22 protein-coding genes are annotated in these 19,500 nt (G+C 71.1%); 10 read left to right on the top strand and 12 right to left on the bottom strand.

Going from position 1 to position 19,500, the window contains the following annotated elements; genetic code table 11:
* The first annotated feature begins 243 nt into the window (after window positions 1-243).
* The 4 genes from E9228_RS12220 to E9228_RS12205 all read left to right on the top strand — a co-directional run bounded on the left by E9228_RS12220 (window position 244) and on the right by E9228_RS12205 (window position 2,601).
* Window positions 244-810, top strand: a complete 567-nt coding sequence (locus tag E9228_RS12220; RefSeq protein ID WP_166780800.1) for an RNA polymerase sigma factor — start codon at window positions 244-246, stop codon at window positions 808-810.
* Between the two features lie 42 nt (window positions 811-852).
* Window positions 853-1,146: a hypothetical protein gene (locus E9228_RS12215; protein WP_166780799.1), complete on the top strand. Its 294-nt coding sequence runs from the start codon at window positions 853-855 to the stop codon at window positions 1,144-1,146.
* 235 nt (window positions 1,147-1,381) lie between these two features.
* Window positions 1,382-1,729 (top strand): hypothetical protein, encoded by a 348-nt coding sequence (locus tag E9228_RS12210; protein ID WP_166780798.1) that lies wholly within the window; start codon window positions 1,382-1,384, stop codon window positions 1,727-1,729.
* 257 nt (window positions 1,730-1,986) lie between these two features.
* Complete coding sequence (locus E9228_RS12205) at window positions 1,987-2,601, top strand: cysteine hydrolase family protein (protein WP_252727987.1); 615 nt, start codon at window positions 1,987-1,989, stop codon at window positions 2,599-2,601.
* Between the two features lie 43 nt (window positions 2,602-2,644).
* Here E9228_RS12205 and E9228_RS12200 read toward each other — a convergent pair whose 3' ends face one another.
* From E9228_RS12200 to E9228_RS12190, 3 genes are all read right to left on the bottom strand, one after another.
* Complete coding sequence (locus E9228_RS12200) at window positions 2,645-3,505, bottom strand: LamG-like jellyroll fold domain-containing protein (RefSeq protein WP_166780797.1); 861 nt, start codon at window positions 3,503-3,505, stop codon at window positions 2,645-2,647.
* Window positions 3,502-4,386 (bottom strand): S26 family signal peptidase, encoded by an 885-nt coding sequence (locus tag E9228_RS12195; RefSeq protein WP_166780796.1) that lies wholly within the window; start codon window positions 4,384-4,386, stop codon window positions 3,502-3,504. The genes E9228_RS12200 and E9228_RS12195 overlap by 4 nt, the downstream gene beginning before the upstream one ends.
* A gap of 95 nt (window positions 4,387-4,481) precedes the next feature.
* Window positions 4,482-5,129, bottom strand: a complete 648-nt coding sequence (locus E9228_RS12190) for a COG1361 family protein (RefSeq protein ID WP_111075140.1) — start codon at window positions 5,127-5,129, stop codon at window positions 4,482-4,484.
* A gap of 209 nt (window positions 5,130-5,338) precedes the next feature.
* On the opposite strand from E9228_RS12190, the gene E9228_RS12185 reads away from it, so the two are divergent.
* Entirely contained in the window at window positions 5,339-5,809 is a 471-nt protein-coding gene (locus tag E9228_RS12185; protein ID WP_208385854.1) for a MarR family transcriptional regulator, read from the top strand.
* 143 nt (window positions 5,810-5,952) lie between these two features.
* Here the strand turns inward: E9228_RS12185 and E9228_RS12180 are convergent, their stop codons facing one another.
* Window positions 5,953-6,297 (bottom strand): MerR family DNA-binding transcriptional regulator, encoded by a 345-nt coding sequence (locus E9228_RS12180; RefSeq protein ID WP_166780795.1) that lies wholly within the window; start codon window positions 6,295-6,297, stop codon window positions 5,953-5,955.
* 82 nt (window positions 6,298-6,379) lie between these two features.
* Here E9228_RS12180 and E9228_RS12175 point away from each other — a divergent pair, with 82 nt between their 5' ends.
* Entirely contained in the window at window positions 6,380-7,258 is an 879-nt protein-coding gene (locus E9228_RS12175) for a CE1 family esterase (protein ID WP_166780794.1), read from the top strand.
* A gap of 46 nt (window positions 7,259-7,304) precedes the next feature.
* On the opposite strand, the gene E9228_RS12170 is transcribed toward E9228_RS12175, so the two are convergent.
* Complete coding sequence (locus E9228_RS12170) at window positions 7,305-7,835, bottom strand: hypothetical protein (RefSeq protein WP_166780793.1); 531 nt, start codon at window positions 7,833-7,835, stop codon at window positions 7,305-7,307.
* Window positions 7,836-7,950: 115 nt separating this feature from the next.
* Here E9228_RS12170 and E9228_RS12165 point away from each other — a divergent pair, with 115 nt between their 5' ends.
* On the top strand, window positions 7,951-8,415 hold the full coding sequence (locus E9228_RS12165) for a hypothetical protein (protein ID WP_166780792.1): 465 nt from the start codon (window positions 7,951-7,953) through the stop codon (window positions 8,413-8,415).
* Window positions 8,416-8,455: 40 nt separating this feature from the next.
* Here the strand turns inward: E9228_RS12165 and E9228_RS12160 are convergent, their stop codons facing one another.
* From E9228_RS12160 to E9228_RS17125, 5 genes are all read right to left on the bottom strand, one after another.
* Window positions 8,456-9,481 carry an NAD-dependent epimerase/dehydratase family protein gene (locus E9228_RS12160; protein WP_166780791.1) on the bottom strand — a complete coding sequence of 342 codons (1,026 nt, stop codon included), beginning with the start codon at window positions 9,479-9,481 and terminating at the stop codon, window positions 8,456-8,458.
* Entirely contained in the window at window positions 9,478-10,683 is a 1,206-nt protein-coding gene (locus tag E9228_RS12155) for a zinc-dependent alcohol dehydrogenase (RefSeq protein WP_166780790.1), read from the bottom strand. Before E9228_RS12155 ends, E9228_RS12160 begins: the two co-directional genes overlap by 4 nt.
* 133 nt (window positions 10,684-10,816) lie before the next feature.
* Window positions 10,817-11,647: a cytochrome c oxidase assembly protein gene (locus E9228_RS12150; protein WP_166780789.1), complete on the bottom strand. Its 831-nt coding sequence runs from the start codon at window positions 11,645-11,647 to the stop codon at window positions 10,817-10,819.
* A 79-nt stretch (window positions 11,648-11,726) separates the two neighbouring features.
* On the bottom strand, window positions 11,727-12,368 hold the full coding sequence (locus tag E9228_RS12145; protein ID WP_166780788.1) for a DNA alkylation repair protein: 642 nt from the start codon (window positions 12,366-12,368) through the stop codon (window positions 11,727-11,729).
* A gap of 38 nt (window positions 12,369-12,406) precedes the next feature.
* Window positions 12,407-13,564 carry a peptidoglycan DD-metalloendopeptidase family protein gene (locus tag E9228_RS17125; protein ID WP_166780787.1) on the bottom strand — a complete coding sequence of 386 codons (1,158 nt, stop codon included), beginning with the start codon at window positions 13,562-13,564 and terminating at the stop codon, window positions 12,407-12,409.
* A gap of 197 nt (window positions 13,565-13,761) precedes the next feature.
* On the opposite strand from E9228_RS17125, the gene E9228_RS12135 reads away from it, so the two are divergent.
* Window positions 13,762-15,669 carry a gamma-glutamyltransferase family protein gene (locus tag E9228_RS12135; RefSeq protein WP_166780786.1) on the top strand — a complete coding sequence of 636 codons (1,908 nt, stop codon included), beginning with the start codon at window positions 13,762-13,764 and terminating at the stop codon, window positions 15,667-15,669.
* Between the two features lie 29 nt (window positions 15,670-15,698).
* On the opposite strand, the gene E9228_RS12130 is transcribed toward E9228_RS12135, so the two are convergent.
* Both E9228_RS12130 and E9228_RS12125 read right to left on the bottom strand, forming a co-directional pair.
* A complete protein-coding gene (locus E9228_RS12130) occupies window positions 15,699-16,109 on the bottom strand; it encodes a VOC family protein (protein ID WP_166780785.1) in 411 nt (136 codons plus the stop codon).
* 67 nt (window positions 16,110-16,176) lie between these two features.
* On the bottom strand, window positions 16,177-17,220 hold the full coding sequence (locus E9228_RS12125) for an NAD(P)-dependent alcohol dehydrogenase (RefSeq protein ID WP_166780784.1): 1,044 nt from the start codon (window positions 17,218-17,220) through the stop codon (window positions 16,177-16,179).
* A gap of 206 nt (window positions 17,221-17,426) precedes the next feature.
* Between E9228_RS12125 and E9228_RS12120 the strand changes: the two genes are divergently transcribed.
* Together E9228_RS12120 and E9228_RS12115 are read left to right on the top strand one after the other, a co-directional pair.
* A complete protein-coding gene (locus tag E9228_RS12120) occupies window positions 17,427-17,867 on the top strand; it encodes an OsmC family peroxiredoxin (RefSeq protein ID WP_166780783.1) in 441 nt (146 codons plus the stop codon).
* A 92-nt stretch (window positions 17,868-17,959) separates the two neighbouring features.
* The gene (locus E9228_RS12115) at window positions 17,960-19,462 is read left to right on the top strand and encodes a threonine/serine exporter family protein (protein WP_166780782.1); all 1,503 of its coding nucleotides are present in this window, start codon (window positions 17,960-17,962) and stop codon (window positions 19,460-19,462) included.
* Window positions 19,463-19,500: the final 38 nt, after the last annotated feature.

Genomic DNA, 19,500 nt, shown 5'->3' with positions numbered 1-19,500 from the left:
CGCCGCGAAGCTGCTCGACGACACCTTCAAGACCGACGCCGTCAAGGGCGGCCTCCTGGTCGGCACCGCCACCATCACCGCCCAGATCAAGTAACCACCTGATCACAGACCACCCGGTGCCTGCTTAGCCGGGGAACGGGAACAGCACCTCGCACCCGCGAGGTGCTGTTCCCGTTCTGGGGCTCACCATCGTCTCCCGAGCCAACTACCGTGAGCGATCGATCGGAAGGGCAGGTGAATCGCATGACTGCGCAGACTCCTGTTCCGTCAGGTGACGCTGCGATCGCGGCCGCGCTGATCGCCCGCGACGAAGCAGCGTTCGACGGCCTCTACCGCCGGCTCGCGCCCGGGCTCCGGCACTTCACCCGAAACATCATCCGCGACGCGGACCTCGCCGAAGACGTCACCCACGACGCCTTCATCGAGCTCTGGGAACGCCCCGAACGATTCGACCCGACCAAGGCCACGCTGCAGTCCTGGTTGCGCACCATCGCGCACCGGCGGGCTATCGACCGCATCCGATCACGTGAGTCCGCACGGGCTCGCGACCTCCGTGTGGGAAGCCGAGAGCAGGAGTACGTCGACGCCGGCACGGACGCCATGGACACGAAGCTCATCCGGCCGCAGCTGATGAGCGCTCTCGCCGAGCTCAGCGCGAAGCAACGCGACGCCGTCGTCCTGCGCTACCTCCACGAGTTCACCGGAACCGAGCTCGCCGACCGCCTCGGGATCAACGTCGGCACCGCGAGAACACGCACCCGTGATGGCCTGATGGCGCTGCAGGCTCTTCTCCCGCCGCAGGCCGCTTGACGCGTTTCGGACACGGTCAGACCACCGTGTCATCCTTTCGGTGTGCACTACCGGCTGATGAACGAGTACAGCGTGGACTGGCCGATTTGGGACGAGGACGGTCTCTGCAAGGAAGGCACGCCGCCCCTCTCGCCGAAGCTCGTGACCGAGGTGCTCGCCTGGGCAAGCGACTTCAACGACAACTACGCCATCGAAGCGGGTTGGCCGTCTGAAGCTGCTGCACGCTCTCACGAGCGTCAGGGGCATCGCCTCCTCCAACTCGTCGAACGTGAGTTGCCGGCTGAGGATGACGTGGTGCTCGGCTACTGGGAAACGAACAGGCAGAAAAGCTTGTAGCCCGCCACGGTGTCCGGTAGCGGATCGGCCAGCGGGCACCTGTTTGGGCTGCTCTCGGATCTATCCACTTCACCCAGAGGGGCAGCGAGCGCTGCTCGCCTTCCAGACACCACCGGTCCTTCACGAGGAAAGTCTTGTGGAAATGTCAGGTTGCTCGTAGCGTTCGTGCTGTTCGACAGGGTCGTCGGGACGCTGTCACTCTGGTTCAGGTGCACCACTGATTGGGTGGGTTGACATGAAAATCAGGAAGTCGTTCATCATCGCCGGGACCATCGCGTTGGGGGCAACGCTGTTCGGTGCCGCTCCGGCGAACGCGGCGGAGACCGCTGCGCCCAAGCCCGCCCCGCAGGCGTGCCTCACCGACCTCGGCGATGGTTCGCAAGCACCGGTGACGAGCTGTTACCCGGTGGGCACAAACCTCGACGCGAAGATCGAGGCCAAGACCGGCGCGGCACCGATCCACGCTTCGTCTGCGAAGCAGGCCCGGACGCTGCAGGCGGCCTCGCCGCAGGCGACGATCGTCCTCGCGATCTTCTACAACAACGAGAACTACAGCACGTCCGGCGGCCAGCCGTCTGCATGACTTCAAGCTAGCGGTGATCGCCACGAGTTCGGGTGAGCAACGTCGCCGGGAGTCTGTGTCTCGATAGCCGGTCCTCGATCGGAGCGTGGGGCCGCCTGTCAATCACGACGACTTGCCTCTGTGCTGATCGCCCTGGGCGATTCCCGTACACGCACACGTGTTCCGCAAAGGTGCCCGGTGAGGGGCGCCGAACCCGACATGCTTGAGCCGCTCCCACGGGCTGCTCTGGCCCCGAATCGGAGTAGCCGGGGAGCGGGATGCGCACCGAACGCCAGGCAGGGGTTCCTCCGGGGAAGCCGTCGATGCCGCCCTCCGGCTGGGATACTCCTGCCATGGCTTCCCACACCGCACTCCTCGTCATCGACCTGCAGCAGGGAGTCGTCGTGGACTGCTTCGACGTGGACGCTGTGCTGGCTCGTACCGCCCGCCTCGTCGATCGAGCTCGCTCAGAAGGGGTGCCGGTCATCTGGGTGCAGGACCACGACGATTTCGCCGAAGGGACCCAGGCGTGGGATCTGGCTCCGCCGCTCGCGCGCCAGACCTCCGAGCCGCTCGTTCGCAAGGACCGCCGCGACGCGTTCGCGGGCACCGATCTCACCGAGGTACTCGACACCCTGGGTGTGAAGCGCCTCGTCGTCGCCGGCGCCCAGAGCGACTACTGCATCCGGACCACGACCCAGGCTGCGGCGGTCCACGGGTTCGACGTGTCCCTGGTGTCGGACGCTCACACCACCACGGACGCAGATCACGACGGCATCGTCATCACGGGCGAACAGATCGTCGCCCACACCAACATGTACTTCGCTGGCCTGCGCTATCCGGGCCAGGTCTTCACCGCCGAGACGCACGACCGGGTGGCACTGACGGCGTGACTGCTGATCAGACCGACGACGGGCCGCCGTCCGGCGGCCCGGCTCAGCGCCCGGCGGCGTAGTGGCTGCTGACCTGCGCGGCGGTCAGCGCGGTCTTGTAGACCGCGGCGAAACGCATCGAGCCGGTGAAGTAGTAGTTGGACGGCGCTCCCGGCCACCCCGAGATGGTGTCGTAGCCGATGCGCCAGTAGCCGGTGTAGTTCTCCGGCGCGGTGTAGCTCGTGTTCGAGGCGACCGATGCCCCGTCGACGTACAGCCGCATGCCACTGGCGGCGGACATGGTGGCGACGACGTGGTGCCAGGCACCGTCGTTGTACGTCTTGGGCGAGGTGACGACCTGCGTCCCGTTGTTGTACGTACCGAACACGAGCTGCCCGTTGGTGTTGAGGTAGACCTGCCGGTCGTGCTGACCGGAGACGCTCACCTGGCTGCCGCCGAAGCCGATGAGGAGCCCGCCGGCGACCGAGGTGCGGAACCAGACCTCCTCGCTGAACGTGACGGGGTTCTGCTGGGCGGTCGGGGTGGAGACGAAGTTGCTCGTCCCGTTCAACGACCACGAGCTGCCGGCGTCGCGGGGACACGCGATGGGGCTGGGGGTGCTGGCCGTCATGCCGCCCTGGTACGTGCCGTTCGCGCCGGTTCCGGAGAAGTCCGCGGCGGTCGTCGAGCCGGTCGGTTCCGTCAGCTTGTAGGCGAAGAGCGCACTGCTGCTGGCGGCGTCGAAGCCGACCGAACCGGTGCAGGTGTTGGACGCGGCGGTGCCGGCGCTGTTCGACCCGTTCGTCACCTTCGCGGTGAACGCCGACCGGGTCGGTGCGAACTGGTTGAGCACGATGAGCACGGCGAGGGCGACGACGAGCAGGACGGCGACGACCTTGCCGTCTCGGAGTCGGTGCAGGTTCACGCGGCACGCACCGTCTCGACGCGGCCGACCGCCAGGCAGAGCAGCAGCGGGACGAGACAGGCGGCGATGAGGGCGGCCCAACCCATCGGGTCGAGGTCGATGTTCGACATGAGCTGGTAGTGGCCGTTGTGGGTCAGCTCGTGGATCGTCACCCGGCCGACCTGGCCGTCGACCAGGTGCACGGTGTTGCCGCCGACCGCATCGATGCGCACCGGGAACATGCCCGCGGAGACGACGGTCGCCTCGACGCTGCCCTTCGCCGAGGTGTTCGAGATCGTCGTGACGTTGACGAACGGCTTGAGCACGAACGCGGCGTACGCGACGGTGAGCGAGCCACCGGCGATGCGGAGGCTGCTGCGGGTGATGCGGTCGGTGAAGACGCTGGTCAGTGCCCAGATCAGCAGCGTGCCGACCAGGAGGATCGGGGCGGCCCGGAAGAGCCAGCCCAGGTGCGGGACGAGCAGGATCGGGGAACCGACGAGGTTCTCCTGGGTGAGCGTCCACGGGTCGACCGCGCCGTTGACGTCGCCACGGGCGTGGATGCCACCGTCGGCGTCGATGGCGACGACGCGGTGCGTGTACGTGACGTCGGGGTTCACGGCCGTCCGGTAGGAGACGATGTCGCCGATCTCGAGCGACGACGCCTGCACCGGCATGTCGAGCACGAGGGTCCCGACGGGGGCGGCTTCACCCATCGACGGCGTCTCGACGACGAACCAGCGACCGCCGTTGGAGAGGAAGAGCGCTGCGGCGGTGAGGAGCAGAGCCGCGATCGCGGCGACCGACCAGGCGAGGACGGTCTCGGAGCGGCTGACCGCGCGGCCGCCGAGGAGCGGCCGCGGGAGGGTCCCGCTGAGCGGGATGGCCGAGGTGAGGCTCATGTGCTGCTCCGTCCTGGTCGGTTGCGGTCAAGGGTGATGGCGACGCTCGACCGGAGGGGGGTCGGTCGAGCGTCGCCGGTCTGGGGTGGGGTGGATCAGGCGGTGAAGGTCCAGGTCATCGGCACCGAGGCGGCGAGGCCCTGGTAGGTGTTGCCGGCCGAGGAGTCGAGGGTGACCGCGAAGTTGAAGGGGACGCTGGCGCCGGCGGCGGGAGCGGTCGGCAGGGTGATCGCGGCCCCGCCCTTGAAGCTGGCGAGGGTGCCGGAGAAGACCGTGGTGGAGCCCGAGGTGACGACGAGGTTCATCTTCGCGCAGAGGTCCGTCGCGGTGCCGTTCGACGTGCCGTTGGCGCTCTGCGTGCAGGCAGCACCCGGGGTCAGGGTGAAGGTGCTGGCGGCCGCGGTGCCGGTGTTCTTGATGGTGATCGGGGTGTTGACCGTGTTGCCCGGGGTCATCGTCGTGCTGCCACCGAACTTGTTGATGGTGGAGCAGGTCGCGGCGTTGGTCGAGACCGAGCCACCGTCGGTGCTGAGGCAGGTGACCGACGCGTTGGCGTTCTGCTCCTGCATGATCAGCGTGCCGCTGGCGGCGGTGTTGCTGCTGTTGGTGATGCTCGCGGCGAACCCGGAGAGGGTGCCGGTGAGCGAGAGGGAGAGGAGCACGGCGGCGAAGATGCCCGCGAGGAGCGCCACGGGTGCGAAACGGATGCGCTTCAGCGGGGAGGTGCGGAGCTGGTTGGACACGGGGTACCTCGATGTTCGTGGATGGTCTGGTTCGCAATCCTTCGGTGAAGTGATTGCTCAACCATTAAGATAGTCATCTGTTCAACAAGATGGAACCGCCGTGCGGCCCCCAGAGCGGGGGACACCGCGGACGGGAGGCGCACCGGCGCCCGGCAGGCACGCGTCGGACCGGTAATCTCCCGCAACGAGAGAGATCTGGAGACCGGCCCGTGAGCGAGCAGGACGAGAACGACGCGACCGACCTGATGGCCGCGTTCGACGCCGTCGTCCGCGCCAACGCCAGCCTGGTCGGGCAGCTCAGCGCCCGAGCCGGCGTGCACGAGAGCGGCCTCCGCGCACTCGTCCTCATCAGCGACACCGGCTACTCCACCCCGACCGAGGTCGCCGGGTTCCTCGGCCTGACCTCCGGCGCCGTGACGAACATGGTCGATCGACTGTCCGCCGCGGGACTCCTCGAGCGGACGCCGAACCCGTCCGACCGGCGCGGATCGCTCCTGCGCCTCCGACCGGCCGGTGAGGCCGTCGTCGCCGACTACCGGGAGCGGTACGCCGCCATGCTGGGCGCGGTCGACTCCGGCCACCGCGGTGATCTGCACGCGGTGCTCAACGACCTGGCAACCGGTCTGTTCCAGCAGGCTGCGACCGCAGCCCCCACGGCGGACGAGCGCGGCGCAGCCTGACCTCCACGACGAGCAGCGGCATCGCGTCGCGGGAGCGCGCGCGGCCTGCTGCCGGCGTCAGCCAGGTCGATGCGCGGCGAGGAACCGGTGATCGGAGACCCGTTCGTCGTCATCCTTGCGCCATGTGCGCGTTGCAGTTCGCCTCAACGGCTTCGTTGCTCCAAGAAGGCACTGACTTGCCGGTGGGTGTCGGTGAGTCGCTCGATCCGCTCGGCGAGCTCCGTCCGGACCTCCCGGAGCTGCTCCGCGAGCACGTCGTGCGACGCGTCGTCGACATCGACGGTGCAGGCGAGTACCGACTGCACGACCTCGCGCGGGAAGTCCATCCCGAACAGCATCTGGATGGTCGCAGCGCGCGACACCATCGGCTCGTCGTACTCGCGGTACCCGTTCGACGCTCGGTGTGCAGAGAGGAGTCCGTGCTGCTCGTAGTAGCGGAGGGAGCGTGCGCTCACGCCGCTGCGGCGACTGAGTTCGCCGATCTTCATCGGGCGGTTGACCTTGACACGGTGTCAGACTATACCGTCGCGGTGTTCGGCGAGATCCGCTCGGACTCGCGAAGGAACCCTGATGCGCACAAATCTCTCGGTCGCCGGCCGGCCCCGCTCGTTCACCGTCGTCGGAGACCCCGATGGCCCGGAGGAGCGCCCGCTCGTGCTGGTCTTCCACGGGTCGAAGCAGAACGGGGAGGCCCACCGCCGCTTCACCGGGGGCACCCTCGACCAGCTCGCGCTGGACGGACGAGCGGTGGTCGTCTACCTGGACGGGTATCGAGGCAACTGGAACGACGCGCGCGCTGCGAGCTCGTTCCCGGCCCGCAAGGAGCGGGTGGATGACGTCGCCTTCGCCCGAGCCGTCGTCGACTCCGTCAGCGGAACCCATCGCTTCGACGCGCGTGCCGTGGTCGGCGTCGGCTACTCGAACGGCGGCCAGATGGTGTTCCGTCTTCTCCACGAGATGCCGGAGCTGCTCGCGGGTGCGGTCGTCGTCGCAGCGACGATGCCCGATCGCGAGGGGTTCCTCGCCGTGTTCTCGGAGACGTCGGAGCGGCCGCTGCCGTTCGTTCTCGTCGCCGGTACTGCTGACCGGATCGTCCCGTTCGAGGGAGGACGCATGGCGTGGTGGGCCCGCGCGGTGTTCAAGGTCGGGGGTGTCACGCTCTCCGCGCCGGCCACGGCGGACTACTTCGCTCGACGCAACGGGATCACCACGGAGCCCTCGGTCTCGCTGTTGCCGGTCAGGCACGGAGGAACCAACGCCACGCGGATGGAGCGGACCGCGTACCGCGAGGCAGGCCGCGAACCGGTCACGCTGTACTCGGTCCTCGGTGGTGGCCACACGGTGCCGGGGGCCACACCGGCACCGGCCGTGCTCGGCCGGACCGGCACCGACCTCCACATCGACGAGATCGTCGGAGACCTGGTCGTCGCGCTCACGCGATCCGCGTGACCCCTCCGGTGCCCGTCAGCCGGTCCTCACCCCGCCGGGCTGGAGATCAGGACGCCGCAGGTGTCATCGGCACGATGAAGTCCTTCGCCGTGATCTGCGTGCCGTCGTTCGATGCGGCGGCGTTGCGCTGGTACTCCAGGTCGAGCACGTCGGACGGGTCGGTCACCGCGTAGGCACACCAGCCCTCGCCGGACTGCCGCTGGTCGACCTTCTGCAGCGCCGGGTAGCCGGCAGCCTTCATCGCGTCCTCGACCACCGACGTCGTGCCCTGCGACGTGTAGGACTCCGTGCTGCCGTGGGCCTGCACGCGGATCGCGAGGCAGTCCACCGTGGAGTAGAACTCGTCCCCGGCGGTCACGGCGACGTGGACCAGGACCTGCTCGTTGTCGTCGCGGTCCGCCAGTCCCGACTGCGCCGACGTCCACGGGAAGTCCCGCACGACCTTGTCGGCCTGCACCGTGTGACCCATCTGGTCGTCGGTGATCTCGTCCGACGTGACGGTGACCACACCGGACGCTGCGGCCTCGGCGGTCGGCGTTGGCGTGGAGATCGGCGTCTGCACCACGCGAGACCGCACGCCCCACCGTGCATCCCGGACGCCCTCGCGGGCTGGTCAGATGACCGGGACAGGTCGAGACTACCGGCCGATCCGCGCTGACACCGACGCTGGAGCCGCCCCTATGCTGGCCGTCGTGCACCTCGCCGTGAAGACCGTGCTGCCCGCTGCCGTCGCCATCGCGATGCTCGCCGGTTGCGCCGGCCCGGCGCCTGTCGACGACGGAGCGATCGGACGATGGCAGGCCCGGCAGGACGCGGCGACGAAGGACGACGACGACCTGCTCGGCGTCCTGTCCGGCCTCGTCGGAGCGACACGGAGCGGTGACACCGAAGTCGCCGACGGAGGCGTGGCGATGACCTTCGCTGAACCCGCGGACGTCCGAGGCATGACGTTCTCGTGCTTCGGACACGGCAGGGTGCGCGGCTACCTCGTCATCGACGCGGGTCCGACGTCCCGGAGCGAAGGCGTCGACGCGCAGTGCGATGCAGGACCCCGTGCGGTCGAGTTCCCGCGGACGTGGCGGCCAGGAGTCAACGGGGTGAGCTTCCACACCGTGGAGGCCTCGGACCAGAGCGCCTGGCAGCTGGTCATCCGGTAGATCGCGCGCCGCCAGTGCGCCGTTCCGCGACAGACCCGGCTCAGCCCCGCAACGGCGGCGACGCCGCCACACCGTGCTCGTCCGCGAACCCGGCCACCAGGTCGCGCATGGCGTCCTCGGCACTGTGCCGTGCCTCCCACCCGAGCACCTCGCGCGCCCGGTCGGTGCGCATGACCGGCACCCCGGCGGCGATGTCCACCCAGCCGGCGTCGGTGGGCTGCAGGCGCAGCCGCCAGGTCAGTGTCACGAGCCCGCGGACCAGACCGAGCGGCACCCGGACGGCGCCGAGCATCCCGAACACGCGCGCCATCCGCGGCGGGGTGAGCACGGGTGCGGCGGCGATGTTGAACGCTCCGCCGGCCTTCCGGTCGATCGCCCGCCAGTACGCGTCGGCGAGGTCGTCGGCGTGCACGGCCTGGAACACGAATGGGTACGGCAGCGGCAACACCGCCCAGCGGATCCACCGGACGATCCGCATCGGCACGAGGTGCCCGAGGAACAGTCCGCGGATCTCGGCGGCGGCGTCGCGCTGGAACACCAGGCCGGGCCGCATCCGCGTGACGACGACGTCGGGGTGCTCGCGCTCGAAGACGTCCATCGCACGCTCGTTCTCGGCCTTGTGGACGGAGTACGTGGCGGTCGGGATGCCGTCGGCGGGCCAGGACTCGTCCACCGGGGTGCGCTTGCCGTCGGCATCGACTCCGCGGTAGGCGCCGACGGACGACGCGACGACGACCTGCGGGACGCCCGCTGCCGCGACGGCGGCGAGGACGTTCGCGGTGCCGCGCACGTCGGTGCGGTGCTGCGCCGGGATGTCGTGGGTCGGCTGCAGGGCCCACGCCAGGTGGACGACGGCGTCGGCGCCGCGGAACACGGCCGTCAACCGGTCGATGGCGTCCGGAGCACCGACGTCGACCTTGTGCCAGAGCGCGCTGTCGTACGGCTGGGCGCGCAGGTCCGGCTGTCGACGCGCGACGCCGACCAGGTCGGCGCCGGCGTCCCGGAGACGTCGGAGCAGCGCGGTCCCGACGTTCCCGGTGGCGCCGACGACGACGATCCTGGTCATGCTGCGGCCGGTGATCCCGCAGGCAGTGCCGGGTCGAGGACGACCTTGATGCAGTTGTCCTCCTTCTTCTGGAAGACCTCGTACATGTGCGGGGCGTCCTCGAGCGAGACCCGGTGGGTGGTCAGGTCGAGGGTGCCGAGCGGGTCGGACGGGTCCTCGACGAGCGGCATGATGTCGTCGATCCAGCGCTTCACGTTGCACTGGCCCTCGCGGATGGTGATCTGCTTGTCGAACAGCGTCATCATCGGCATCGGGTCGGCCATGCCGCCGTAGACGCCGCTCAGCGAGACGGTGCCGCCGCGGCGGACCAGGTCGATCGCGGTGTGCACGGCGTCGAGCCGGTCGACACCGGCGGTCTCGATGGCCTTCTGCGCGAGCTTGTCGGGCAGCAGGCCGGCGGCGCGCTGGGCGAACCCGGCGACGGGGTTGCCGTGCGCCTCCATGCCGACCCCGTCGACGACGGCGTCCGGGCCGCGACCGTCGGTCAGGTCGACGAGCTCCGCGACCAGGTCCTTCGACAGGTCGAACGTCTCGATGTCGTACTTCGCGGCGAGGTCACGACGGACCTGCTCCGGCTCGACGGCGAGGACGCGGTAGCCCAGGTGCTTGCCGATGCGGGCGGCGAACTGGCCGACCGGGCCGAGTCCGAGGACCGCGAGGGTGCCACCCTCGGGGACGTCCGCGTACTGCACGGCCTGCCAGGCGGTCGGCAGGATGTCGCTCATGAAGAGCCACTGGTCGTCGGCGCCGGTGTCGGGCACCTTGATGGGGCCGTAGTCGGCGTGCGGCACGCGGAGGTACTCGGCCTGGCCACCGGGGACCTGGCCGTACATCTTGGTGTACCCGAAGAGTGCGGCGCCGCTGCCGTACTCCGTGACCTGGGTGGTCTCGCACTGGGACTGCAGCCCGCGCTTGCACATGTAGCAGTGCCCGCAGGAGATGTTGAAGGGGATGACGACCCGGTCGCCGACCTTGAGGTTCGTGACGGCGGAGCCGACCTCCTCGACGATGCCCATCGGCTCGTGGCCGAGGACGTCGCCCTTGTCGATGTACGGGCCGAGGACGCGGTACAGGTGCAGGTCGGAGCCGCAGATCGCCGTGGAGGTGATGCGGACGATCGCGTCCGTCGGCTCCTGGATGGTCGGGTCGGGAACGGTCTCGACGGACACCTTCTCGGTGCCCTGCCAGGTCAGTGCGCGCATGCGTGCGCTCCTCTCGTCGCGGTCGCGGCCGGACGGGAGGCCCGGCGCGCGTCGTCCCATCGGTACGCCTCCGCCTCGGGGAGCCTCCCAGCGTGGGTCGGTCAGCGCACCGGCGCGTCAGCGGACCGGGACGTCAACGCACCGCATCGGTGGCGACCGGCGCGTCGGGCGCGGGGCGCGCCTCCCGGACGGCCACGGCCACCCGCTCGTCGCGAGCGGTCCGCTCGTCACGGCCCCGCTCCCCGGCGACCACGGCGCCGATCGCGACGGCGAACAGCACCGCGCCGATCCACAGGGCTGCCGAGGCCGACGGCACCTGCTCGGCCGGGATGCCCGGGACGCCGACGGCGGCGATGAGCGCCGCCTCGACGCAGAGCACCGCGGTCGACAGCACGACGACGGCGATCCGGAGCCAGCGCGGGCTGCGACGGATGCCGGCCGAGACGCCGATGACGCCCGCGGTGAGCAGCAGTCCGGCGAGCAGGAACCCGATCATCACGACCGAGTGCAGTGCCGGGTCGCGGGTCGAGTCGGCAGCGGTGGTGCCGGTGTACAGCAGCCAGGAACCCCCGACGGCGAGGACGGCGGCGACCACCGGGAACGCGAGGGCCCGGGTCAGCGGGTTGCCGGTCATGCGGCCGAGGCGCTGCAGCGGGACGGGTTCGAGCGTGCGACGGGCGAGCGTCACGGGCGACCCGAGGACCAGCAGCACGGGGGCGACCATGCCGATGACGACGTGCCCCAGGACGTGCGTGGTGAGGTCGTGCCCACCGGCGTGGCCGAGCGGACCGACGAGCACCGCGGCGACGGCCAGCAGTCCGGCGATCCAGGAGACCGTGCGCACCAGGGGCCACGCCGCGTGTCCGCGACGCCGCTGCCCGGACGCGCCGACGATGTACACCGCGCCCGCCACGGTGAGGGCGATGAGGGTGAAGGTCCCGAGCATGCCGCCGTGAGAGTGCACCGATGAGCTCCTGTCGTCGTCCGACCATCCTGTCGGAGACCGGTGCGCTGTGTTCGGCGCGACGGGCTCGGGCGACTGGTCAGCCGCGCAATCGGTCCCGTTCCGCCGCCGGCAGGTGTTCGGTCGCGGTCTCGAGCGCCGGACGGCTGAGGAACCGTCCCTGACGCTCGAGGAACGCGACGAGTTCCGCCTCGGACGCCCGTTTGCCGACCTCGCGCAGCACCCACCCGAGGGCGGACTGCACGACGTCGCCGCGCTCCCGGACGAGGCGGCCGACCACGGCGAGCGGGACCTCGGCGTCGCCCTGCTTCGCGAACGCCAGCGTCGCCACGGCCGCGGCCCGTCGGACGAGGGCCACGTCGGACTTCGCCAGCGCGAACAGCGGTCCGGTCGAGCCGCCGAGCAGCGGGGCGCCGACCAGGTCCTCGGCGGCCAGGTCGACGAGCGCCGGGTCGTCGAGCCGCTCGGCCCGGAGCGCGGACAGGTACTCGTCGGTCAGGTCGGGGTCGGGGCGCCGTCCGGCCGACTGCAGCGCACGCGCCGCCTGCAGGAGCAGCACGACGGCGACGAGTCGGCCGCCGGGGTCCTCGCTCCAGAGCAGCGCGGACCGCTCCCCCGGGTCGAGGTCCGCGAAGCGCCGGGCGACCCGGCGTGCGGCGCCGACGTCCCCCGGCGTGCGGGCGAACGCGACGAGGACGTCCTCGGCGGTGGGGTGTGGCATCCCCTCCACCCTACGAGCGTCAGCCCACCCGACGAGCGTCAGCGGAAGTGCAGCACCGTCAGCGGGTCGGTGAGCGTCCCGTTCACGCGGACCTCGACGTGCACGTGCGGACCGGTCGACTGCCCGGTGTTGCCGGACTTCGCGATCTCCTTGCCGACCGAGACCACCTGGCCCTGCGTCACCTCGATCTCGCTGAGGTGCGCGGTCAGCACGGTCGTCAGACCGTAGGTGACGATGACGTAGTTGCCGTAGGTGGCGTTGTTGCGGACCGTCGTCGTGACGGTCCCGCGGCCGGACGAGTACACGGGCGTGCCGACGGGGACGACGGCGTCGGTGCCCTGGTGGTAGCGCGGGACGTGTCCGGCACCGCGGTCGTCGCCGTACCGGCCGGAGATCCGGGTCGTCTTGACCGGCCACCGCAGCCCGGTCACCGGTCGCGAGGACCAGACGCGGGTGTCCGCGGAGCCGTAGAGGACGACGTTCGAGTCGACCTGCACGAGGAGCTGTGCGGGGCCCTTGCCGGAGGTCCGCGACGACCACAGGGCGCGGCGACCGTCGACCGAGTAGACGACGAGGTTGCCGTCGGGCTGCAGCGCCGTGTACGCGCCCGGGTTACCGAACGTCTGCGACGACCAGACCGCGGATCCGCTGACGTACTGCACCAGGTTGCCGTCGGCCTGCATCGCGAGGGTCCGCGGAGACGCGGCACCGGCACGGAGCGTCGTCCCGGCGGCGATGGTCCCGCCCGACGAGATGCGGCTCTGGTAGGTCGCGATGCGCCACAGCATGCCGTTCGCGGTGGAGCGCATCCGCAGCTCGCCGTCGCCGCGGACACCGAAGTCCTTGGCGACCTTGCCGCCGGTCCCCCACTGCGCGATGAGTCGCCCATTCCGGACCATCGCGAGGTAGCCGTCCTTCTGCACGACGACCGAGGCGCCCGGCTGGTTCGCCGTGTTCGACGCCCAGAGCACGGTGTTGCCGATGCCGTACTCGACGAGGTTGCCGTCGCCCTGCAGCACGAGCCGGAACTGCCCGTTCGTGGAGTTGACGGTGTCGCCCGGCTGCAGCGTGGTGCCGGCCTTGACGGTGCTCTTGTAGGTGGCGGCCTGTGCCGGCGCCGCCACGGCGACGAGGCCTGCGGCCGCGATCGCGACGGCGGCGACGGCCGCGGCGAAACGTGCTCGTGCCCTGGTCATGGTGGTTGTCCCTGCTCGTGGTGCGGCCCACCGCGGGCGCCGAGCGCCAGCGCGGTGCGTGTCCTGGTGTGGCGCGTCCCTGTACGCGCCGACGGTCAAGGTTCGCAGCCGGAACTGTTCCGGGGTATCCCCAGGACCGGGGACGTGCGGGACGCCCGTCCGTGTGCTCCCGCACGTCGCGGGGACAGGATGGGGGCATGCGCGCTCAGCCGAACCCCGCCTTCGTCCGCCCGGCCACGGAACGCACACGCCCCGACCTGCAGGGCACGTTCGGGATGACCGCCTCGACGCACTGGCTCGCCACCGCCACCGCCCAGTCGGTGCTGGAGCGCGGCGGCAACGCGTTCGACGCCGCGGCCGCGGGCGCGTTCGTCCTGCACGTGGTCGAGCCGCACCTCAACGGCCCGGGCGGCGACCTGACCGCCGTGTTCGCGACCGCCGACGACCCCACACCGGTGGTCCTCGTCGGCCAGGGTCCGGCACCGGCCGGGGCGACGCCCGAGCACTTCCGCGCCGAGGGACTCGACCTGGTGCCCGGCGCCGGTGCCCTCGCCGCCGCCGTGCCGGGAGCGGTGGACGCCTGGCTCCTGCTGCTCCGCGACCACGGCACGTGGGAGCTCGCCGACGTGCTCGCCCCGGCGATCGGGTACGCCCGCGACGGCCATCCGGTGAGCGCCGGCGTGGTCCGCACGATCGGCGCGGTCGCCGACCTGTTCCGCGACCACTGGCCGACCTCCGCCGAGCGGTGGCTGACGGGAGGCGCGCCTCCCGTCACCGGGGACGTGGTGCGCAACGAGGCGCTCGCCTCGGTGTTCGACCGGTTGGTCGCGGCCGGTGCGGACACGGACGGCAGCGGGGCGGACGGGGGACGTGCCTCCCGGATCGACGCCGCCCGCCGGGAGTGGGCCGAGGGGTTCGTCGCGACGACGATCGACGCCTTCGTCCGCCGGCCGCACCGACACTCGTCCGGCACCGACCACGCCGGGGTCCTCCGGGCCGGGGACCTGGCCGCGTTCCGGGCGACCACCGAGCCGGCGACGACCGCGGAGTTCCGTGGCCACACCATCGCGAAGACCGGGCCGTGGGGGCAGGGGCCGGCGATGCTGCAGACCCTGCGGATGCTCGAGCCCCTCGACGACGGACAGCTCGACCCCTCCACCGAGCTCGGCGCCCACACCGTCGTCGAGGCGCTGAAGCTCGCCATGGCCGACCGCGAGGCGTTCTACGGCGACGGCACGGTCCCCCTCGACGTCCTGCTCGCCGACGCCACCGTCGCCGAGCGTCGGGCGCTGATCGGGGACACGGCCTCGGCGGAGTTCCGGCCCGGCCACATGCCGGGGCTCGACCCGGTCCTGCCGCCGCTCCGGACCTCGTACGACGTCGCCGGTGCGGCCGGCGTGGGAGAGCCCACCGTGCCCGGAGCGCGGGCGGCGGCATCGTCTCCCGACGACGACACCGCGGCCGAGGTCCCGGTCGAGGACCGCGGTGAACCGTTCGTCGCGCCCGACGGCGACACCCGCGGCGACACGTGCCACATCGACGTCGTCGACCGCTGGGGCAACATGGTCAGCGCGACACCGTCCGGCGGCTGGCTGCAGTCGTCGCCGACCATCCCCGAGCTCGGCTTCTGCCTGGGCACGCGGCTGCAGATGACCTGGCTCGAGGACGGTACCGCGTCGACGCTGCGTCCCGGCGAGCGCCCGCGGACCACGCTCACCCCGACGCTCGTCCTGCGCGACGGCGTGCCGGTCATGGCGCTCGGTTCCCCCGGTGGCGACCAGCAGGACCAGTGGCAGCTGCTGTTCCTGCTCCGTTGGATCGTCGGCGGGTACACACCGCAGCAGGCGATCGACGCACCGGCGCTGCACACGACGTCGTTCCCGGGGTCGTTCTGGCCGCGGACGTGGGAGCCGGCGGGCGTGGTCGTCGAGGACCGGTTGGGTGACGCCGTGATCGCCGGCCTGGAGGCGCGCGGCCACGTCGTCACGCGCGCCGGCGACTGGAGCCTGGGCCGGCTCTCGTGCGTCACCCGTGACCCGGAGACCGGGGTCCTCGGCGCGGCGGCGAACTCGCGGGGCGCGCAGGGGTACGCGGCGGGGCGCTGAGCAGGCCGACCGCGTCGCCGTGCGGGCGGTCAGGCGGTCGCGGTCGTGTCCGCGTCCGTCTTCATCCAGAACGGCGACCAGTGGTAGCCGTCCGGGTCGTCGAACTGACGCTGGTACATGAACGGGTAGTCGTCGGTGTCGCCGATCCTCCCGCCGGCCGCGGCGGCGCGCTCGAGCAGGTCGTCGACGGCCGCCTGGCTGCCGAGGTCGAACGACACCGTCGTCTTCGAGGGCGTGTCCGGACCGCCGATCAGGTCCTCGGTGCCGCCGACGCTGGCGTACATCTCGTAGCTGGTGAGCATGACGTACTGCTCGGGCGCGATGGCGAAGCACGACGCGTGCTCGCCGGACATCTCGGCGTTCTGCGTCCACCCGAGCGCCGTGTAGAACGCGGTCGCACGCTCGACGTTCGCGACCGGACAGCTGATGAAGAGGCTCATGCGGGCAAGACTCCTGCTGCCGCGGTCCCCCGTCAAGGGCGGGGGCGGTCGCGGAGACCGCGGGCTGCTAGAGCGTCGGGACGACCACCGCTCGGCCGCTGAGCTCGCCGGCCTCGAGCTTCCGGTACGCCTCGAGCGCGTCGGCGAGGGCGAACCGCTCGATGTCCGGCTCGATCTGGCCCGCGCGGTACATCGCGACGACGTCGTGCAGGTCCTCGATCGTGCCCCAGTAGGTGTTCGTGATGGTCGACTCGTACGGCGTCGAGAAGAAGTTCCACTCGGTGGTGCCGCCGGCGATCCCGACGACGGTGAACCGGCCGCCGACGGCCATGGACGCCTGCGCGAGCTTGACGGTCGGGGTCGCACCGACGAAGTCGAACGCCGCGTCGACGCCCGTGCCGCCGGTGATCTCGCGGATCCGGTCGGCCTGGTCGGGGCCCCCGGGGACGGTGATCGCGCCGCGCTCGGCAGCCCGTGCCATCGCGTCCTCCTTCATGTCCGTCGCGATGACGGTCGCTCCGGTCAGGGCGGTGAGGATCTGGACGGCGATCTGCCCGAGGCCACCCAGTCCGACGACGAGCGCGTACTTCCCGCCGCCCGCCAGGTTCGGCAGGGAGTTCTTGATCGCGTGGTACGGCGTGAGGGCCGCGTCGCTGAGCGGTGCTGCGGCGATCGGGTCGGCGTCACCGAGCGGCACGAGGTTGCGTGCCGGCACGGTCACGTACTCGGCCATGCCGCCGTCCCGACCGAGGCCGATGCCCATGTAGGGGTTCGTCGCCGCGTTCTCGCAGTAGGTGTCCTGCCCCTTCGAGCAGTACCGGCAGTGCCCGCAGCCCACCGGGCCGTAGACCAGGTACGCATCCCCCACGGTGAACCCCGTGACGCCCTCGCCGACGGAGTCGACCCAGCCGGAGTTCTCGTGGCCGAGGACGAACGCGGGCCGCTGTGCGCCGGGCTGGCCCTCCTGGAACTCGCGGTAGACGGCGACGTCCGAGTGGCAGGCACCGGCGCCGGCCACCTTGAGGAGCACTTCGCCGGGACCGGGCGTGGGCTTCTCGACGTCGGTGAGGGAGGGGAAGGTCTGGTACTGCTCGAAGACGACTGCACGCATACCGCAAAACTACACCTGTTGCTCAAATCCGCACCGGGGCCGTCGGGGGCGCCCGCCGACCGACGGTCCACGTCGCGTTCCGCCTGAGCGGCCGGAGCCACCAGCCTGCGTCTTCCCCGGGAACCGGTTGCGAGAACGAGCGTTCTCCGGTTGACTCGGCACCGAGGGCCGCATCCGGCTCGCATCCCTGAACGAAAGGAGCGGCCATGCCCACGCGCACCGCACGCACCGCCTGGAACGGCGGCCTCAACGACGGTTCCGGCCAGGTCGAACTCTCCAGCTCGAAGGTCGGCACCTACGACGTGTCCTTCCCGAAGCGCGCCGCTGACGAGGCCGGCGGCACCACCAGCCCCGAAGAGCTCATCGCCGCGGCCCACTCGGCCTGCTACGCCATGCAGTTCTCCGCCGTCCTCGGCGAGGCCGGCGGCACCGTCGAGTCCCTCGACGTCAAGGCCGACGTCTCGCTCGGCCCGGACTCGGCCGGCGGCTTCAAGCTCACCGGCATCGTCCTCACCGTCCACGGCGAGGTCTCCGGCATCGACGAGGCGACCTTCCTGAAGGCCGCCGACGAGGCCAAGGCGACCTGCCCGGTCAGCAAGGCCCTCACCGGTGTCGACATCGAGCTGCACGCCACGTTCGAGCAGTAAGCGCCGAGCACGCGCACGACGGGAGGCCCGTCCACCGACCGGTGGGCGGGCCTCCCGTCCGTCTCCCCACCGGTGGGATGCACAATGGTCCGATGGCCGAACCGCTCCTCCCCGGCCCCCGGCCGGGCCGTCCACCCCGTCCGCGTTCCAAGGCCCGGAGCGTCGCCCAGCACGACATGCGGGACGTCCGCGCGCGGCTGCGCGGCACGATCTACGAGCACGTCACCCCGGACACCCGCTCGCTGCGGGAGCAGTACTCGGCCCGGCAGATCGTCGACTTCTGCCTCGACCTGACCGAGGTGATGCTCGCCTCCGGTGCCGACACCCGGAGCGTCGAGACCGCCGTCATCGCGGTCGCGACGAAGTGGAACCTGGCCCCGCTCGACCTGGACTTCTCCGGCAGCGCCGTGACGATCCAGTACTCGCCGACCGAGGGTCCGCCGCTCGTCAAGATGCGCAGCACCCGGTCCGACGGTGCCGACCTCGGACGGTTGGCGTGGGCGAACCAGATCGTCGACGACGTCATCCACGACGACCGGGACATGACGAGCGCGGTGAGCGCTCTCGTGGCGGTGCTCCGGATGCCGCCGCGGTGGCCGATGTGGCTCGCCGACGTCGGGCTGTCCGTCCTCGGCACCTCGATCGCGCTGCAGGCCGGCGGTGGGTGGCGCGCCGGCGCCGGGGCGTTCGTCCTGATGCTCGGGATCATCGTGTCCGGGCGGTGGCTGACCGGTCGTGGCTACCCGCAGTTCTTCGTGTCCGGTGCGCAGGGCGCGGTCGCGTCGGTGATCGGCACGCTCGCGATCTGGGCCGGCGTCCTCACCCCGACGGGCGCGGCGACGATGGTGGCGGCCCTGGTGGTGCTGCTGCTGCCGCACGTGCAACTGGTGACGTGGGCGCAGGACGCGATCTCGGGGTTCCGGGCGATGGCGGTCGCGCGGGCGTTCACGATCGGCATGCTCATCGCCGCGATCGTGGTCGGGGTGCCGGCCGGCATCGCCGTGACGCACTGGCTCCGGCTCGAGGTCGACCCGTCCGGCATCGTCACGCAGGCCCTGCCGCTCTGGGCGTCCCTGTCCCTGACGGTGGCGTCGGCCGGGGCGAACTGCTTCGTGCAGCAGGCCAGCGCGCGGGTGATCCCGGTCGCGGTGGTGTTCTCGGTCGCGGCCGGTGCGGCGCTCTGGCAGCTCAAGGCGTTCGGCCTGCCGCTGCTCGGCGCCACGTTCGTCGCGGCGGTCCTGCTCGGGGTGCTCTCGACCTTCGCGGCCGTCCGGATGCGCACGGCCGTCTCGGCGATCGCGGTGCCGGCGTTCTGCGGTGCGCTGCTGCCCGGTGTCGCGGTGTCGAACGCCCTGCTCAACGTGATGAGCGGGTCGTCGAGCTCGGTGTTGGACTTCGGGTCGGCGGTGACCGTGGCGCTGGCGATCGGGGCCGGACTCGTGCTGGGCGGGCTGTTCGCGACGCCCGGGGCCCGACGTGCGCTGCGTCGTGGTCGTCGGATCGAGGTGCACTCGGTGCACAGCGACACCACCGCGCTCCCGGTCATCCGTGACTCCGGCTACGACCCGGGCAACGGGAGCGTCCCGCGCTGGTGAGCCGGCGGCGCCGCCGGGGTTCGCGCTGAGCGACACGA

Source organism: Curtobacterium salicis, assembly GCF_011759505.1.
GTDB classification, from domain to species: Bacteria; Actinomycetota; Actinomycetes; order Actinomycetales; family Microbacteriaceae; genus Curtobacterium; species Curtobacterium salicis.
The sequence above is the reverse complement of the archived record's forward strand: the minus strand, read 5'-3'. Positions and strand labels throughout refer to the sequence as shown.

Bases quoted from the DNA above. Each gene is read 5' to 3' on its own strand.
- E9228_RS12220 (WP_166780800.1), top strand. From the start codon at position 244: ATGACTGCGCAGACTCCTGTTCCGTCAGGTGACGCTGCGATCGCGGCC.
- E9228_RS12210 (WP_166780798.1), top strand. From the start codon at position 1,382: ATGAAAATCAGGAAGTCGTTCATCATCGCCGGGACCATCGCGTTGGGG.
- E9228_RS12205 (WP_252727987.1), top strand. From the start codon at position 1,987: ATGCGCACCGAACGCCAGGCAGGGGTTCCTCCGGGGAAGCCGTCGATG.
- E9228_RS12195 (WP_166780796.1), bottom strand. From the start codon at position 4,386: ATGAGCCTCACCTCGGCCATCCCGCTCAGCGGGACCCTCCCGCGGCCG.
- E9228_RS12180 (WP_166780795.1), bottom strand. From the start codon at position 6,297: ATGAAGATCGGCGAACTCAGTCGCCGCAGCGGCGTGAGCGCACGCTCC.
- E9228_RS12175 (WP_166780794.1), top strand. From the start codon at position 6,380: ATGCGCACAAATCTCTCGGTCGCCGGCCGGCCCCGCTCGTTCACCGTC.
- E9228_RS12160 (WP_166780791.1), bottom strand. From the start codon at position 9,481: ATGACCAGGATCGTCGTCGTCGGCGCCACCGGGAACGTCGGGACCGCG.
- E9228_RS12155 (WP_166780790.1), bottom strand. From the start codon at position 10,683: ATGCGCGCACTGACCTGGCAGGGCACCGAGAAGGTGTCCGTCGAGACC.
- E9228_RS12145 (WP_166780788.1), bottom strand. From the start codon at position 12,368: ATGCCACACCCCACCGCCGAGGACGTCCTCGTCGCGTTCGCCCGCACG.
- E9228_RS17125 (WP_166780787.1), bottom strand. From the start codon at position 13,564: ATGACCAGGGCACGAGCACGTTTCGCCGCGGCCGTCGCCGCCGTCGCG.
- E9228_RS12135 (WP_166780786.1), top strand. From the start codon at position 13,762: ATGCGCGCTCAGCCGAACCCCGCCTTCGTCCGCCCGGCCACGGAACGC.
- E9228_RS12130 (WP_166780785.1), bottom strand. From the start codon at position 16,109: ATGAGCCTCTTCATCAGCTGTCCGGTCGCGAACGTCGAGCGTGCGACC.
- E9228_RS12125 (WP_166780784.1), bottom strand. From the start codon at position 17,220: ATGCGTGCAGTCGTCTTCGAGCAGTACCAGACCTTCCCCTCCCTCACC.
- E9228_RS12120 (WP_166780783.1), top strand. From the start codon at position 17,427: ATGCCCACGCGCACCGCACGCACCGCCTGGAACGGCGGCCTCAACGAC.
- E9228_RS12115 (WP_166780782.1), top strand. From the start codon at position 17,960: ATGGCCGAACCGCTCCTCCCCGGCCCCCGGCCGGGCCGTCCACCCCGT.